This window comes from Mesorhizobium sp. WSM3866 (genome assembly GCF_002294795.1).
Taxonomy (GTDB): Bacteria; Pseudomonadota; Alphaproteobacteria; order Rhizobiales; family Rhizobiaceae; genus Mesorhizobium.
The window spans coordinates 271,205-284,626 of the sequence record NZ_NSGC01000004.1; the positions used below are offsets into that span (position 1 = coordinate 271,205).

Annotated in this window: 11 protein-coding genes; 3 read left to right on the plus strand and 8 right to left on the minus strand. The window is 63.2% G+C overall.

Features of this window, described 5'->3' with window-relative positions:
• Positions 1-137: 137 nt before the first annotated feature.
• The 7 genes from CK222_RS11835 to CK222_RS11865 all read right to left on the minus strand — a co-directional run bounded on the left by CK222_RS11835 (position 138) and on the right by CK222_RS11865 (position 7,479).
• Entirely contained in the window at positions 138-1,310 is a 1,173-nt protein-coding gene (locus CK222_RS11835; protein WP_095800500.1) for an iron-containing alcohol dehydrogenase, read from the minus strand.
• 16 nt (positions 1,311-1,326) lie between these two features.
• Positions 1,327-2,712, minus strand: a complete 1,386-nt coding sequence (locus tag CK222_RS11840; protein WP_095800501.1) for an aldehyde dehydrogenase family protein — start codon at positions 2,710-2,712, stop codon at positions 1,327-1,329.
• A gap of 24 nt (positions 2,713-2,736) precedes the next feature.
• Positions 2,737-3,153 carry a type II toxin-antitoxin system VapC family toxin gene (locus CK222_RS11845; protein ID WP_095800502.1) on the minus strand — a complete coding sequence of 139 codons (417 nt, stop codon included), beginning with the start codon at positions 3,151-3,153 and terminating at the stop codon, positions 2,737-2,739.
• Positions 3,143-3,553 carry a hypothetical protein gene (locus CK222_RS11850; protein WP_095800503.1) on the minus strand — a complete coding sequence of 137 codons (411 nt, stop codon included), beginning with the start codon at positions 3,551-3,553 and terminating at the stop codon, positions 3,143-3,145. Before CK222_RS11850 ends, CK222_RS11845 begins: the two co-directional genes overlap by 11 nt.
• Positions 3,554-3,623: 70 nt before the next feature.
• Positions 3,624-4,994 (minus strand): glutamine synthetase family protein, encoded by a 1,371-nt coding sequence (locus CK222_RS11855; RefSeq protein ID WP_095778816.1) that lies wholly within the window; start codon positions 4,992-4,994, stop codon positions 3,624-3,626.
• An 87-nt stretch (positions 4,995-5,081) separates the two neighbouring features.
• Positions 5,082-6,638 carry an amino acid permease gene (locus tag CK222_RS11860; protein ID WP_095800504.1) on the minus strand — a complete coding sequence of 519 codons (1,557 nt, stop codon included), beginning with the start codon at positions 6,636-6,638 and terminating at the stop codon, positions 5,082-5,084.
• 22 nt (positions 6,639-6,660) lie between these two features.
• Positions 6,661-7,479: an N-formylglutamate amidohydrolase gene (locus CK222_RS11865; protein ID WP_067002583.1), complete on the minus strand. Its 819-nt coding sequence runs from the start codon at positions 7,477-7,479 to the stop codon at positions 6,661-6,663.
• A 146-nt stretch (positions 7,480-7,625) separates the two neighbouring features.
• Here CK222_RS11865 and CK222_RS11870 point away from each other — a divergent pair, with 146 nt between their 5' ends.
• The 3 genes from CK222_RS11870 to CK222_RS11880 all read left to right on the plus strand — a co-directional run bounded on the left by CK222_RS11870 (position 7,626) and on the right by CK222_RS11880 (position 12,999).
• Positions 7,626-8,456 (plus strand): MurR/RpiR family transcriptional regulator, encoded by an 831-nt coding sequence (locus CK222_RS11870; protein ID WP_067002767.1) that lies wholly within the window; start codon positions 7,626-7,628, stop codon positions 8,454-8,456.
• A 257-nt stretch (positions 8,457-8,713) separates the two neighbouring features.
• Entirely contained in the window at positions 8,714-9,871 is a 1,158-nt protein-coding gene (locus CK222_RS11875; protein ID WP_095800505.1) for an efflux RND transporter periplasmic adaptor subunit, read from the plus strand.
• Positions 9,868-12,999, plus strand: coding sequence for an efflux RND transporter permease subunit (locus CK222_RS11880; RefSeq protein WP_095800506.1), 3,132 nt, complete (start codon positions 9,868-9,870; stop codon positions 12,997-12,999). Before CK222_RS11875 ends, CK222_RS11880 begins: the two co-directional genes overlap by 4 nt.
• Positions 13,000-13,026: 27 nt before the next feature.
• Here the strand turns inward: CK222_RS11880 and CK222_RS11885 are convergent, their stop codons facing one another.
• On the minus strand, positions 13,027-13,338 hold the full coding sequence (locus CK222_RS11885) for a hypothetical protein (protein WP_176477621.1): 312 nt from the start codon (positions 13,336-13,338) through the stop codon (positions 13,027-13,029).
• Between the last annotated feature and the right edge of the window lie 84 nt (positions 13,339-13,422).

The following is a 13,422-nucleotide window of genomic DNA, read 5'->3' on the forward strand; positions in this document are numbered from 1 at the left end:
AAAAGTAAACTCTCTTTAACCGGCTGTAGCAATCGCTTCGCGATTCTTTTTCCGGCTAATTATTCTCCTCCTTGCATTCCGCCCGTTGCCCTTTCCTTTCCCCTCGTTTCCAGATCAACTTTCCGCTGCAAATTGGTTTACACAGACCCTACGATGGCATTTTCGAGCAGAGCAAGCGCCCCTTTCTTGGTGAGCTTGACCGGATTGCCGCCGGCGGTCGGATCGACCACCGCCATGTCGGCGATCAGTGTCTTGCGGTTCTTGTCCATGTCGAGGTCCTTGATCAGGCCGGGCAGCGCATGCGGCACCTTGAGCTCCTTGCGCAATTTGATGACGGCTTTTGCGAAGCCATCGAAGCCGCCCTTGATGCCGCAATAGGCGGCGAGCCGCGCGATGCGATCCTCGATCGCATCGCGGTTGAAGGCGAGGACATAGGGCATGAACACCGCATTGGTCATGCCGTGATGGGTGTCGTAGAGCGCGCCGATCGGATGCGACAGAGAGTGGATGGCGCCCAGCCCTTTCTGGAAGGCGGCCGCGCCCATCGCGGCCGCGCTCATCATATTCGCGCGGGCGACCAGATCCTTGCCGTTGGCGAAGGCCTTGGGCAGGTTTTCGAACACCAGCCGGATGCCTTCCACGGCGATGCCGTCTGCCATCGGATGATAGCCCGGCGCGCAATAGGCTTCGAGGCAGTGGGCGAGCGCGTCCATGCCGGTGCCGGCCGTGATGAAGGGCGGCATGCCGACCGACAGCTCCGGATCGGCAATCACGATCGCCGGCAAAAGCTTCGGGTGGAAAATGACTTTCTTGGTGTGGGTCTCTTCATTGGTGATGACGCCGGCGCGGCCGACCTCGGAACCGGTGCCCGCCGTGGTCGGCACCGCGATGATCGGCGCGATCGCATCCGAGTTGGCGCGCGTCCACCAGTCGCCGATGTCCTCGAAATCCCATACCGGACGCGTCTGCCCGGCTTGGAAGGCGATCAGCTTGCCGAGGTCGAGCGCCGAGCCGCCGCCGAAAGCGACGACCCCGTCATGCTTGCCTTTCTTGAACACGGCGATGCCGGCGATCAGGTTGGACTCGACCGGGTTCGGCTTCACCTCGGAAAAGACGCCATAAGGCACATTGGCATCGTCGAGGATCTTCAGTGTCGAAGCGACGACGGGCAGCTTCGCCAGGCCCGGGTCGGTCACGAAAAGCGGGCGCTTGATGCCTGCCGCAGCCAGCGCGTCCGGCAGTTCCTTGATGCGCCCCGCGCCGAAGCGGACGGTGGTGGGGTAGTTCCATTTGGAGGTGAGCTTGGACATGGATTGTCTTTCGAATTCAGATCGCTTCGCGCAGGTGATAGGATTTCGGCCGGGTCAGGTTGTCGTAGCCGATGGCGGACAGCGCCGCGCCCTTGCCGGTGTCCTTGACGCCGGTCCAGACCAGCGCCGGATCGAGATAGTCGCAGCGGTTCATGAACACGGTGCCTGTCTGGACCCGGTCGCCGATCGCCACGGCGCGCTCGGTGTCGCGCGTCCAGATCGAGGCCGTCAGCCCATAGGGGCTGTCGTTCATCAGCGCGATGGCTTCCTCGTCGTCGCGCACCTTCATGATGCCGACGATCGGGCCGAAGCTTTCCTCGCGCATGACGCTCATCTGGTGGTCGACACCGGTCAGCACTTCCGGCGCCAGATAGGGCGAGCCCGGCCTGTCATTTTCCACCTTCATGGCGATATGCGCCTTGGCGCCCTTGCGCAGCGCCTCTGCCTTCTGCTCGCGGATCAGGTCGGCGAAGCGTGCCTGCGCCATCGGACCCATGGTCGTCGCCTGCTCCAGCGGATTGCCGACGACATAGTTCCTGGTCTCGGCGACAAAACCTTCGACGAACTCGTCATAGACCTTTTCGTGCACATAGACGCGCTCGATGCCGCAGCAGCATTGGCCGGAATTGTAGAAGGCGCCGTCGACCAAATTGGCGACCGCATGGTCCATTTTGGCGTCGGGAAGGACATAGGCCGGATCCTTGCCGCCGAGCTCGAGGCCGAGCGTCATGAAGGTGCCGGCCGCGGCCTTCTCGATGGCGCGGCCGCCGGCAACCGAGCCGGTGAAGTTGACATGATCGATCTTGCCCGAGCCGAGCAGCCTTTCGGTCTGGTCGTGGTTCATGACCAGATTCTGGAACAGGCCTTTCGGCAGGCCCGCCTTGTCGAACGCCTGCTGGAAGCGCTCGCCGACCAGCAGCGTCTGCGCCGCATGCTTGAGGATGACCGCGCTTCCGGCCATCAGCGCCGGCACGATCGTGTTGACCGCGGTGAGATAAGGATAGTTCCACGGCGCGATCACCAGCACGACGCCAAGCGGCACCTTCTTGACATAGCGGCGAAAGCCGTCCTTCGGATTGGAGGCCATGATCGGCTTCAGCGCAGCTTCCGCGATCTCGACCATGTAGCTGGTGCGTTCCTTGACGCCGCCGAACTCGCCGCCATAGCGCACCGGCCGCCCCATCTGCCAGGCGATCTCGGGCACGATCTCGTCGCTGATGCCGACCAGCGCTTCCAGCATCGCCAGCATGTACTTGCCGCGCTCGGCAACCGGTGTCTCGGCCCATTTCTCCTGCGCCGCCCTGGCGCGCTCTGCCGCCGCATTGATCGCCTGATCCGTCGCGACCGGCCGCTCGGCATAGATCGAGCCGTCGATGGGTGATTTGAGTTTTACGGTATCCAAGAAGACGTCTCCAAATTGACTCTTTCAGCAGGCGATGGCTCTGACATGACCCTGCGCGGCATAGGCCAAAATGGCCTTGTCACGGGTTACGATAGTCAAATCGCGCTCCCGCGCGGTCGCTATCAGAATTCGATCCATTGGATCGCTGTGAACGACAGCTGGGAGGTAGGAGGCCGCGATGAGAATACGTGGCGTCACCCCTTCCACTGTGACGGCCGCCGCCTCAACGAACTCGTCGAACCAACGGTCGGGCGTCTTCGTCGACGGCAACCTGCCCTTCGACACCAGCATGCCCATCTCCCATGCCGACATGACCGATACGTTCAGCGTGCCGGACTGAGGAGCCTTGCTGATAGCCGTTGTCGCGGCATCGGCTATCGGTTCGTCCTGCGAAATCCAGATGACCGCGCAAGTGTCCAACAGAAGGTTCTCAGTGTTCATAGACCTTGCCCCAATCCTGCTCGACAGGCTCCGTCAGATCGACCTCTGGGAGGATAGTAAGCGTTCCCTTCATGCAGCCGAAGATCGGGTGTCGTTTCGGTGTCCCGCCGATCTCGGCCTGAGCCGATTCGCCGAACCCCTTTGAAGTGCCGGAACCTGGTTGAACGCGCCGAAAGACCAGATTTTCGCCCGCTATATTGACGGACTCAGTCTGGAACCCCGCGGCCAGCCACTCCTTTGTCATTGGATTGTTGCTGGGGTTATTGCTCCACCAAGCCGGATACTGCTTGGACGCCGGTAGCTTTTCGCCAAGCAGCTTCTCGATGTCGCTGAACGACATCGGAACCCGCTCGCCGGTTTGAGCCATAAGATACGAACGCAAAGGCGAATACTTTCCCATTCTCACGTTCCCGAACTCAACCAGCCAAGACTGCAGCTTTAGTTAGGTTAAGTCAACGTCGATTACAGCTTTAGTAGCGTTCAAACCCCCGGTGCAGTTCCCAATCCGTGATACGGCGGTCGTATTCGAACTGCTCCCAGCGGGCGGTGTGGACATAGTGCTCGATCACCTCCTCGCCGAAGGCCTGCTTCAGCATCGTGGAGCCTTCCAGCGTCTCGGTGGCATCGCGCAGCGTCTTCGGGATTTCCGGCAGTTGCGACGCCTGATAGGCGTCGCCGACAAACGGCTTCTGCAGCTCCAGCTTCTCGTCGATGCCGGCGAGACCGGCCGCGATCAGCGCGGCGAAGGCGAGATAGGGGTTGAGATCGGCGCCGCCGATGCGGCATTCCATGCGGATGCCTTTGGTACCCTCGCCGCACAGCCGGAATCCCGCCGTGCGGTTGTCCTCGCTCCACATGATCTTGGTCGGCGCGAAGGTGCCGGCCTGGAAGCGCTTGTAGGAGTTGATGTACGGCGCCAGGAACCAGGTGAACTCCTTGGCGTATTTGAGCTGGCCGGCCGCCCATTGCTGGCCGAGGCTCGACAGCGTCCATTCGGCGTTTTTGTCGAAGAACAGCGGGGTCCCGCCGTCGGCGCTCCACAGCGAATTGTGGATGTGGCTGGAATTGCCGGCGAGCCCGTAATTGTACTTGGCCATGAAGGAGATGGCCTTGCCTTCGGAATCGGCGATCTCCTTGGCGCCGTTCTTCAGGATGACGTGGCGATCCGCCATCTCGAGCGCCTCGGCATAGCGCACATTGATCTCTTCCTGGCCCGGACCCCACTCGCCCTTGGAATTTTCGATCGGGATGCCGGCTGCCTCCATCTCGTTGCGGAGCCGGCGCATGACGCCTTCTTCCTTGGTGGTGATGCCGATCTGGTAGTCGCCGATATAGGGCGAAGCGCTGTCGAGCCCTTGCCAGTGCTTTCTGCGCGCCGATTCGTAGGTTTCGCTGAACAGGTAGAATTCGAGCTCGGAGGCGAAGTAGCCGATATAGCCGCGCTCGCTCAGACGCTTGACCTGCTTCTTCAGGATCGCGCGCGGCGAATGCGCGAGGTCCTCATGGTCGTGATGATCGAGCACGTCGCAGATGACCAGCGCCGTCTTCTCCAGCCATGGGACGCGCCGCAACGTCGACAGGTCGGGTTTCATGACAAAGTCGCCATAACCCTTCGACCAGCTCGCCGCCTTGTAGCCTGGCACCGGCTCCATATCGATGTCGCAGGCCAGCAGATAGTTGCAGCCATGCGTCTCGCCATGCGCGGAATCGACGAAATACTGGGCCAGGAAGCGCTTCCCCGCGAGCCGGCCCTGCATGTCGACGATGCAGGCCAGCACCGTGTCGACCTCGCCGTTCGAGACCGCTTTCTTCAACTGATCGAACGAGAAATTCCCGGCCATTCCTTTGGCACTCCAACACTTGTCGATTGAAAGGGAGAAACGAAGCCCTGGCCGGCGTGACGCCGGCCAAGGCCATGATGTCCGATGTCAGTGGCCGGTTTCGCCGACCGCCTGCTCTGCCGCCTTGATCGCCGCCTGGCGCGCCGCGATGATGTCGCCGAGCGGCGGCCCCTGGAAGCGGTTGCGCTCGAAGGCGAACCAGACGACCGCCGTCAGGATGAAGAAGCCGACGGTGATGTAGAGCGCCCAGTCGTTCGGCGGCTGGATGCCGATGACGAAGATCAGGATCATCGACACGATCGAGAGCAGACCGAACAGCATGAAGATGCCGCGGCCCATGTTCCACGGCCCCATCTTGTCCCACTTCGGCGTCCCCCAGGCCATCATGCCGAGCACGATCGGCACGGTGAAGGAGAGGAACAGGAAGATGACGGTGCAGGACACCACGATCGTGTAGGCCGAGGTGCCGGCGACCGAGACCACCGACGAGCCCCACACGAACAGCACCGACAGGATCGAGGCTGTCCAGATCGCCGCCACGGGCGTGCGATAGGTCGGGCTGACCTTGGAAAGCGCTGCCGAGCCGGGCAGGCCGCCGTCACGCGAGAAGGCAAAGATCATGCGCGAGGCCGACGTGACGGTTGCAAGGCCGCACAGCAGCTGTGCCAGGAACACGACGAGATAGACGAACTCCTTCAGTCCGGTTCCGACGCGCTGGTCGAAGGCCCAGAAGAACACGTTCCAGCCCTGCTTGGCGGCCTCGTCCATGTTCGGGATCATCAGCACGAAGGCAGCCAGGAACAGGTAGCCGAACAGCGCCGACCAGATGACCGACATGACCATCGCGCGCGGCACGGAAGAAGCCGCCTTGATGGTTTCCTCCGACGTGTGCGCCGAGGCGTCATAGCCGGTGATCGTATAGATCGGCAGCAGGAGGCCAAGCGCGAAGACCCAGGCGTTCGAGACCTGCGGCCACACGCCGCCTCCGGCATCGCCTGAGTAGTTGTGGAAGGTGAAGAGGCGGCTGAAGTCCCAGGTCTCGGCCGAGAGCAGGCAGACCACCGCGATCAGGATCGAGCCGAAGAAGATCAGATAGCCCGAAAAGTCGGTGAGCTTTGCCGTCAACTTGATGCCCAGATGGTTGATCAGCGCCTGCGCGCCTGTGATGATGACCAGGAAGATCGTCTGGGTGGTCAGATTGTTTTCAATGCCCAGCGTCGGCCCGAAAGCGCCGACGAAGAAAGTCCAGGTGCCGACATTGATGGCGCCGAGCACGGTGATCAGGCCAAGCAGGTTAAGCCAGGCGGTAACCCAGCCGGTGCCGCGATTGCCGAGGATCGAGCCCCAGTGATAGAGGCCGCCGGCCGTCGGATAGGCCGAGCTGATCTGCGACATGGCGACCGCGAAGGTGAGCGACACGAAACAGCCCACCAGCCAGCCGATTCCGATGCCGATGCCGCCGGCGCCGGAGGTCGCCTGCGCCAGCGAGTTGATGCCGCCGGACAGGATGCAGATGATGGAGAAGGAAACCGCGAAATTCGAGAAGCGGCTGAGGCGCCGCTCCAGTTCCTGGGCATAGCCCATGCTGTGGAGGACTTGTATGTCCTCAGCCTTGTCGACTTCGGTGTAGTCATTTGCTGCCATGTTGGAAGTCCCCTGTGGTTTCTTAGCTGGCCGACTGTACTGACTTTCCCATTGCGCGTTGTCGGGAGCCCCTGGCCTCCTCGGGCTCCAGATTCGAGAATATGCCTGTGAGCAGATCCGCCCATTTCCGCTGCCCGGTCTCGCCGGAGATCTCGTCGTTGCGGATTTCGATCATCGCGCAGGCAAGGCCGCGCGAGCGCGCGTGCCGTTCCAGCGTGAAATAGACGCGGTCGGCCGGCGAATAGGGTTCGTTGACGCCAACGGTGACGCCGGAGAGCCGCTTGAGCGCCGATATCAGCGGCGCGGCGAGCCGGCGATCGTCGTCATGGATGATGCCGATATGCCAGGGACGGGTCCTGCCCTTATAGACCGGCGTGAAGGAGTGCACCGACACCAGGCGCGTTTCCTGGCCGAGCGCCAGCCGCTGCTCGATGATCTCAGCGATCGTGTCGTGGAACGGACGCCACGCGAGATCGATCCGCTCCGCGCGCTGCTTGCCGGAGAGATTCGAATTGCCCGGAATGGCCGTCGCCTCGCTGACCGGCGGCACGAGGTCCGGCGCGTCGAGCGGGCGGTTGCAGTCGATCACCAGGCGCGAGATGCGGGTTTCGACCAGCGTGGCGTCGAGCGCGTCGGCCATCCGGCTGGCGACCGGCAGCGCGCCCGGATCCCAGGCGATATGCCGGGAGAGATCCTCGGCGGGCAGCCCGAGCGTTCCGAATTCGGCGGGCAGGAAGTTCGAGGCGTGATCGCAGGTGAGGACGAAGGGGCTCGAGCCGCCGGGGTTGGTCACCCTCACGGTCTCAGACGGTGCAAGGCTGGCGCGCCGTGCTTTCTCCATACTGCCGTCCCCTCGGGAGCGCTGTATCTTATGTTACGTAATTTGCCTCATTGCGCCCCTGTGAATGATTTCATACAGTTTACGCGGCTTTGTCAAACGCGGAATTCCGAAAACGGCGGCGACCGGGTCAAAGGGTGGGGAAAACGATGATCTCCAGTATTGCCGAACTGATTTCGGACCGCATCGGCACGATGCCGGCAGGCGAGCGCCGCGCCGCACAGACGCTGATTGCCAACTATCCGCTGACCGGGCTGAAGACCGTGGCCGAGTTCTCGACCGCGGCGGGAGTCTCCTCACCGACGATTCTGCGTTTCGTCGCGAGGTTAGGTTTCCAGAACTATCCCGAATTCCAGTCAGCGCTGCAGGATGAACTGGCCGCGCAATTGCAGTCGCCGGCCTCTCGCACGCTCAACTCGGCGTCGCCCGCCAATGGCGGCGCCGTTTCGCCGATGCTGGAGGCGACGCTCGACAACATGCGCGAGACGTTCCGGCACCTTACCGACAAGCAGTTGGCCGACATTGCCGCACGGCTTGCCGAGCGCCGCGGCAAGACCTTTCTGATCGGCGGCCGCTTCACCGATCCGCTCGCGCGCTACATGGCAGCCCATCTCGCCATCATCCAGCCAGACGTCTACCACCTCGCCGGCCAGGAGAGCATCTGGCGCGACCGGCTGATTGACATGGGCAAGCGCGACGTCCTGGTTATCTTCGACATCAGGCGCTACCAGGAAAGTCTGCTCCGCTTTGCCGAGAAGGCGCACCAGCGCGGCGTCCAAATCGTGCTCTTCACCGATCAGTGGCTCTCGCCGATCGCCCGCTTCGCCCGCCATGTGATCGCCGGGCGTACCGCCGTGCCTTCGGCCTGGGATTCATCCGCCGCCCTCTTTGTCGTCGCCGAAACGCTGATCGGCGCGGTTACAAGGCAGCTCGAAGCCGCCGGCGCCAAGCGCATCCGCGACCTGGAGAGCCTGCGCTAGGCAGTTCCAGGCAACGGCTTCCGTTCGGTTTTGCTTTGACCGAATGGCGGCCGGCGCCCCCCCAAATTGCGGCAAAAGATGGGGCCGAAGCGATGATCCCGCTTCACGTTACCGAGATTTAATGTGCACGTTTGCGTGATAATTGCCATAAAACGCTGATATTATGATGTGGCGTGGCCGGTATCGCTCTCACGCCGTATCGTCGCTCAGCCTGCTTCCACTTGGAACCGGCGGACGATTCTGCCGCTGGAGTGTCAATGTCGAGCTGGAAACAGATTGTTCTTGCGCTGGTGATCGTGGTTGCCGCTGCGGCCGCCTGGGCGCGCTTCTATCCCGGCGCGCCTGAGGTATTGGCACGCTGGGGTATTGACTGGGCGATTGCGGCGACGCCCCCCGCCACGGGAAGCATCGAGAGCGGTTCTGTCCGGTCCGGTCGCAATCGCGCCGGCCAGATCGTGACCATTGTCGCCTCCCCTGCCGGCACCGCCACCATCAACGACAGGCTTCAGGCGATCGGGACCGGCCGCGCCAATGCGACAGTCACTGTCAATCCATACTCTTCCGGCCGCCTCACCGAACTGCCGGTGCAGTCCGGCACCCATGTCGAAAAAGGCGATGTCATCGCCAGGCTCGATTCGGAGACGGAAGTGATTGCGCGCGACCGTGCCAAGGTCGCGCTCGACGACACCCAGGCGAAGCTCGATCGGGTCAAGTCGCTGCGAGCCTCCAATGCCGCCACGCAAGTTGCCGTCGCGGATGCCGAGGTGGCGCTCGCCAATGCCAAGCTGGCGCTGCGCGATGCCGAGCTTGCGCTCGAGCGCCGCTCTGTCGTCGCGCCTATCGAAGGCACTGTCGGTATCCTGCCGATCGCCGCCGGCAACTATGTCACCAGCCAGTCGGCGATCGCCACGCTTGACGACCGCTCGAGCATATTGGTCGATTTCTGGGTGCCGGAGCGTTTTTCCGCCGCTGTAAAGGTCGGACAGCGATTGTCAGCCACGCCGCTGGCCAACCCCAACCACGTCTATTCCGGCACGGTTTCGGCCATCGACAACCATATCGACGAGAACAGCCGCACGCTGCTCGTCAAGGCGACGATCGCCAACCCGGCGGATTCGCTGCGCGCCGGCATGTCGTTCCAGATCGCCATGAAATTCCCCGGCGACACCTATCCGGCCGTCAGCCCACTGGCCATCCAGTGGGGCACCGACGGCGCCTATATCTGGACCGTCGAAAACGGCAAGGCAAAGCGCGTGCCGGTGCGCATCATCCAGCGCAACACCGAGACGGTGCTGATCGATGCTCCCGTCGAGAGCGGTGACATGGTGGTGACCGAAGGCACGGAGAGTGTCAGCGAAGGCGGCGACGTCCGGATCGCCGGCGAGGACCGCGCCACCGCGGCCGAAGGCTCATGAGCGCCACCGGCGACCAGACCGCGGGATCGGGCCTGACCGCGCTCTTCATCCGCAGGCCGGTCATGGCCTTCGTGCTCAACACGCTCATCGCGGTCGCCGGCCTCGCAGCCTTCTGGGGCGTCGAAATCCGCGAACTGCCGGATGTCGACCGCCCGGTCATCACCGTCAACACCACCTTCGAGGGCGCGGCCGCCGAAACCGTCGACCGCGAGTTGACCGACCCGATCGAGGGCGCCGTCGCGCGCGTCTCGGGTGTCAAGTCGATCTCGTCGACTTCATCTTTCGGCCAGAGCCGCGTCACCATCGAGTTCAACGACGGCGTCGATCTCAATGTAGCCGCCTCCGATGTCCGCGATTCCGTCAGCCGCATCACCAACCAACTGCCCGAGACCGCCGATGCGCCGCGCATCGTCAAGGCCGACGCCAATTCCGACCCGGTGATGCGGCTGGCGGTCACGTCCGACACCATGTCGGTGCAGGACATGACGGTGCTGGTCCAGGACCGTATCGAGGACGAGCTCGCCGCCGTTCCAGGGGTCGCCGACGTCCAGGTATCCGGCGACCGCGACAAAATCTTCCGCATCGACGTCGACCAGAACAAGCTGGCAAGCCACGGCTTCACCGTGGCGGATTTGCGCAAGGCGCTCGCCTCCGTCGCCTTCGATTCCCCGGCCGGCTCGATCACCACCACAAACCAGGACCTCGTCGTGCGCACGACGGCCGACGTGACCACGCCGGAGGAATTCGAGAGCATCGTCATCGGCGGCGCGACGCGCATCCGCGACGTCGCCACCGTGACGCTCGGCCCCGACATCGGCCAGACCTCATTGCGCTCCGACGCCAAAACCGGCATCGGCCTCGGCATCATCCGCCAGGCGGAATCGAACACGCTCGATATATCGACCGGCGTCAGGGCCGCCGTCGAGAAACTCCAGGCAAATCTTCCGCAAGGCATGTCGATCAAGGTCACCAGCGACGATGCCGTCTTCGTCAACGGCGCGGTGCACGAGGTTGAGATCGCGCTCGCGCTTTCCGTCTCGATCGTGCTGATCGTCATCTACGCCTTCCTGCTCGACTGGCGCGCGACGCTGATCCCGGGCCTGTCGATGCCGGTCGCCATGATCGGCACCATCGCCGCGATCTATCTCGCCGGCTTTTCCATCAACATCCTGACGCTGCTGGCGCTGGTTCTGGCGACGGGCCTCGTCGTCGACGACGCCATCGTGGTGCTCGAAAATATCGTGCGCCGCCGCAACGAGGGCATGGGGCCGCGCGCGGCCGCCGTGCTCGGCACCCAGGAAGTCTTCTTCGCCGTCGTTGCCACGACGCTGACCCTGGTCGCCGTCTTCGTGCCGATCTCCTTCCTGCCGGGACAGACCGGCGGGCTCTTTCGCGAGTTCGGCTTCGTGCTGGCGATGTCGGTACTGCTCTCCTGCGTCGTGGCGCTGACGCTCTGCCCGATGCTCGCCTCGCGCATGCTGACCAGCGCCTCTCTTCACCACGAAGGCGGCAGCGGCGTGGGCGCTCGCATCGGCGGCGCATTGCATCGGCTCTACAAGCGCTGCCTGCATGCCTGCCTCGGCGCCCCCTGGATCGTAGTGCTCGTCGCTATGCTCTTCGCTGGCACCGCCTTCACTTTGTTCGGCACGATACGTCAGGAGCTGACGCCGACCGAAGACCGCGCCGTCGTTTTGCTGCGCATCAACGCGCCGCAAGGAGTCAGCCTCGACTACACGACCGAGCAGATGCGCAAGATCGAGCGGCTGATCCAGCCTTTGCGCGATTCCGGCGAGATCCGCAGCACCTTCGCGAATGCCGGCAACAACGGCGCCTACAATAGCGGTTTCATGGTGATGACGCTGGCGCCGTGGGCCGAGCGGACGCGCAGCCAGCAGGAGATCATGGCCGAGATCAGTCGCCTGACGAAGCAGGTGCCAAGCGTCCGCGTTTTCCCGGTTCAGCCCAACAGCCTTCGCATCCGCGGCGCCGGCAGCGGCCTGCAATTCGCCCTGGTCGGCAACGACCGCAAGGCGCTAAGCGCGGCGGCGGTGCAGATCGTCGAGGAGATGCGGCAGGATCCGCGCTTCCAAGCACCGCGACTTTCCGTCGACCTTACGCAGCCGCAGCTTGCCGTTGCCATCGACCGTGAGCGCGCCTCCGACCTCGGCATCGACATCACCGGGCTTGCGGACACGCTGCAGGCAATGCTCGACGGCAACGATGTCGTCGACGTCTACATCGCCGACCGCAGCTATGGCGTGAAGCTGGTCTCGACCACCAATCCAATCAACGATCCGACCGATCTGGAAAACATTTTTCTGAAAACGTCGGACGGCCGCTTCGTGCCGATGTCGACCATCGCCACGCTGACCGAGCGCGCCGTGCCGCCGTCCCTCACTCGCGAGCAGCAGCAGCCCTCGGTGGCGATCACCGCCAATCTGGGCGGCAGCTTCGCGCTCGGCGATGCGCTGACCCGCGCCGAGGAGATCGCAACACCGCTGCTGCCGTCGGACGCGCGGATCGTGCCGCTGGCCGAAGCGGCGACGCTTGGCGAGAGCAACAGCGCCATGGCGACCATTTTCGGTTTCGCGCTGGTCATCATCCTTCTGGTGCTGGCGGCCCAGTTCGAGAGCTTCGTCAGCGCCGTCATCATCATGGCGACAGTGCCGCTCGGGCTCGCCTGCGCCATCTTCGCGCTGCTTTTGTCGGGCACCAGTCTCAATGCCTACAGCCAGATCGGCCTGGTCCTCCTGGTCGGCGTCATGGCCAAGAACGGCATCCTCATCGTCGAGTTTGCCAACCAGCTGCGCGACCGCGGGCTTGGCGTGCACGAGGCGATCGAAGAGGCCGCCACCATTCGCCTTCGCCCGGTGATGATGACGATGATCTGCACCGTGCTCGGCGGCGTGCCGCTGGTGCTGGCTTCGGGCGCAGGCGCCGAGGCGCGCGTGGCGCTCGGTTGGGTGATCGTGGGCGGCCTTGGCCTGGCGACCGTCTCCACGCTCTTCCTGACCCCTGTCGCCTATCTCTTGCTTGGCCGCTTCGTCACGCCCAAGGCGCATGAGGAAGCCCGCGTGAAGCGCGAACTCGAGCAAGCCGCCTATGCCAATGTCGAGCCGGCGGAATAGTGCGCAGGCACGAGCCAGGCAGCTCAGCTACTTGCCGGTGAAATCGGGCAGCCGAATGTATGGATTGCGCTGATCGTAGGAATATCTTGGCTCGCCTTTGCCAGACGAAACGGCTCCCGCTATGAGCACTCCTTTCGGCCCAAACTGATAATCGATGCCGGCACAAAGATGCGCGAGCGTTTCATAGTCGAAGTTGCGCAATTCGCTGCCGGCTGCGAATGCAGCCGCTTTCAATGCATCCGACGAAAGCGAGCCGAGCATGCTATCGCGATAGGCCCTGACCTTGGCCTTGCTGAGCCGCGATGACTGGCATTCAGAGCCGACGACGCGCGCCAGCATGATATTTCTAATTGCGGTCGATGCTGGATCATTCAAAGAGGCCGAATATTTATTGAGAAATAGTTCGTACCCGGATCATTGGTC

Coding starts and splice junctions, on each gene's coding strand:
- CK222_RS11835 (WP_095800500.1), bottom strand. CDS start 1,310: ATGTCCAAGCTCACCTCCAAATGGAACTACCCCACCACCGTCCGCTTC.
- CK222_RS11845 (WP_095800502.1), bottom strand. CDS start 3,153: ATGAACACTGAGAACCTTCTGTTGGACACTTGCGCGGTCATCTGGATT.
- CK222_RS11850 (WP_095800503.1), bottom strand. CDS start 3,553: ATGGGAAAGTATTCGCCTTTGCGTTCGTATCTTATGGCTCAAACCGGC.
- CK222_RS11855 (WP_095778816.1), bottom strand. CDS start 4,994: ATGGCCGGGAATTTCTCGTTCGATCAGTTGAAGAAAGCGGTCTCGAAC.
- CK222_RS11860 (WP_095800504.1), bottom strand. CDS start 6,638: ATGGCAGCAAATGACTACACCGAAGTCGACAAGGCTGAGGACATACAA.
- CK222_RS11865 (WP_067002583.1), bottom strand. CDS start 7,479: ATGGAGAAAGCACGGCGCGCCAGCCTTGCACCGTCTGAGACCGTGAGG.
- CK222_RS11870 (WP_067002767.1), top strand. CDS start 7,626: ATGATCTCCAGTATTGCCGAACTGATTTCGGACCGCATCGGCACGATG.
- CK222_RS11875 (WP_095800505.1), top strand. CDS start 8,714: ATGTCGAGCTGGAAACAGATTGTTCTTGCGCTGGTGATCGTGGTTGCC.
- CK222_RS11880 (WP_095800506.1), top strand. CDS start 9,868: ATGAGCGCCACCGGCGACCAGACCGCGGGATCGGGCCTGACCGCGCTC.
- CK222_RS11885 (WP_176477621.1), bottom strand. CDS start 13,338: ATGCTGGCGCGCGTCGTCGGCTCTGAATGCCAGTCATCGCGGCTCAGC.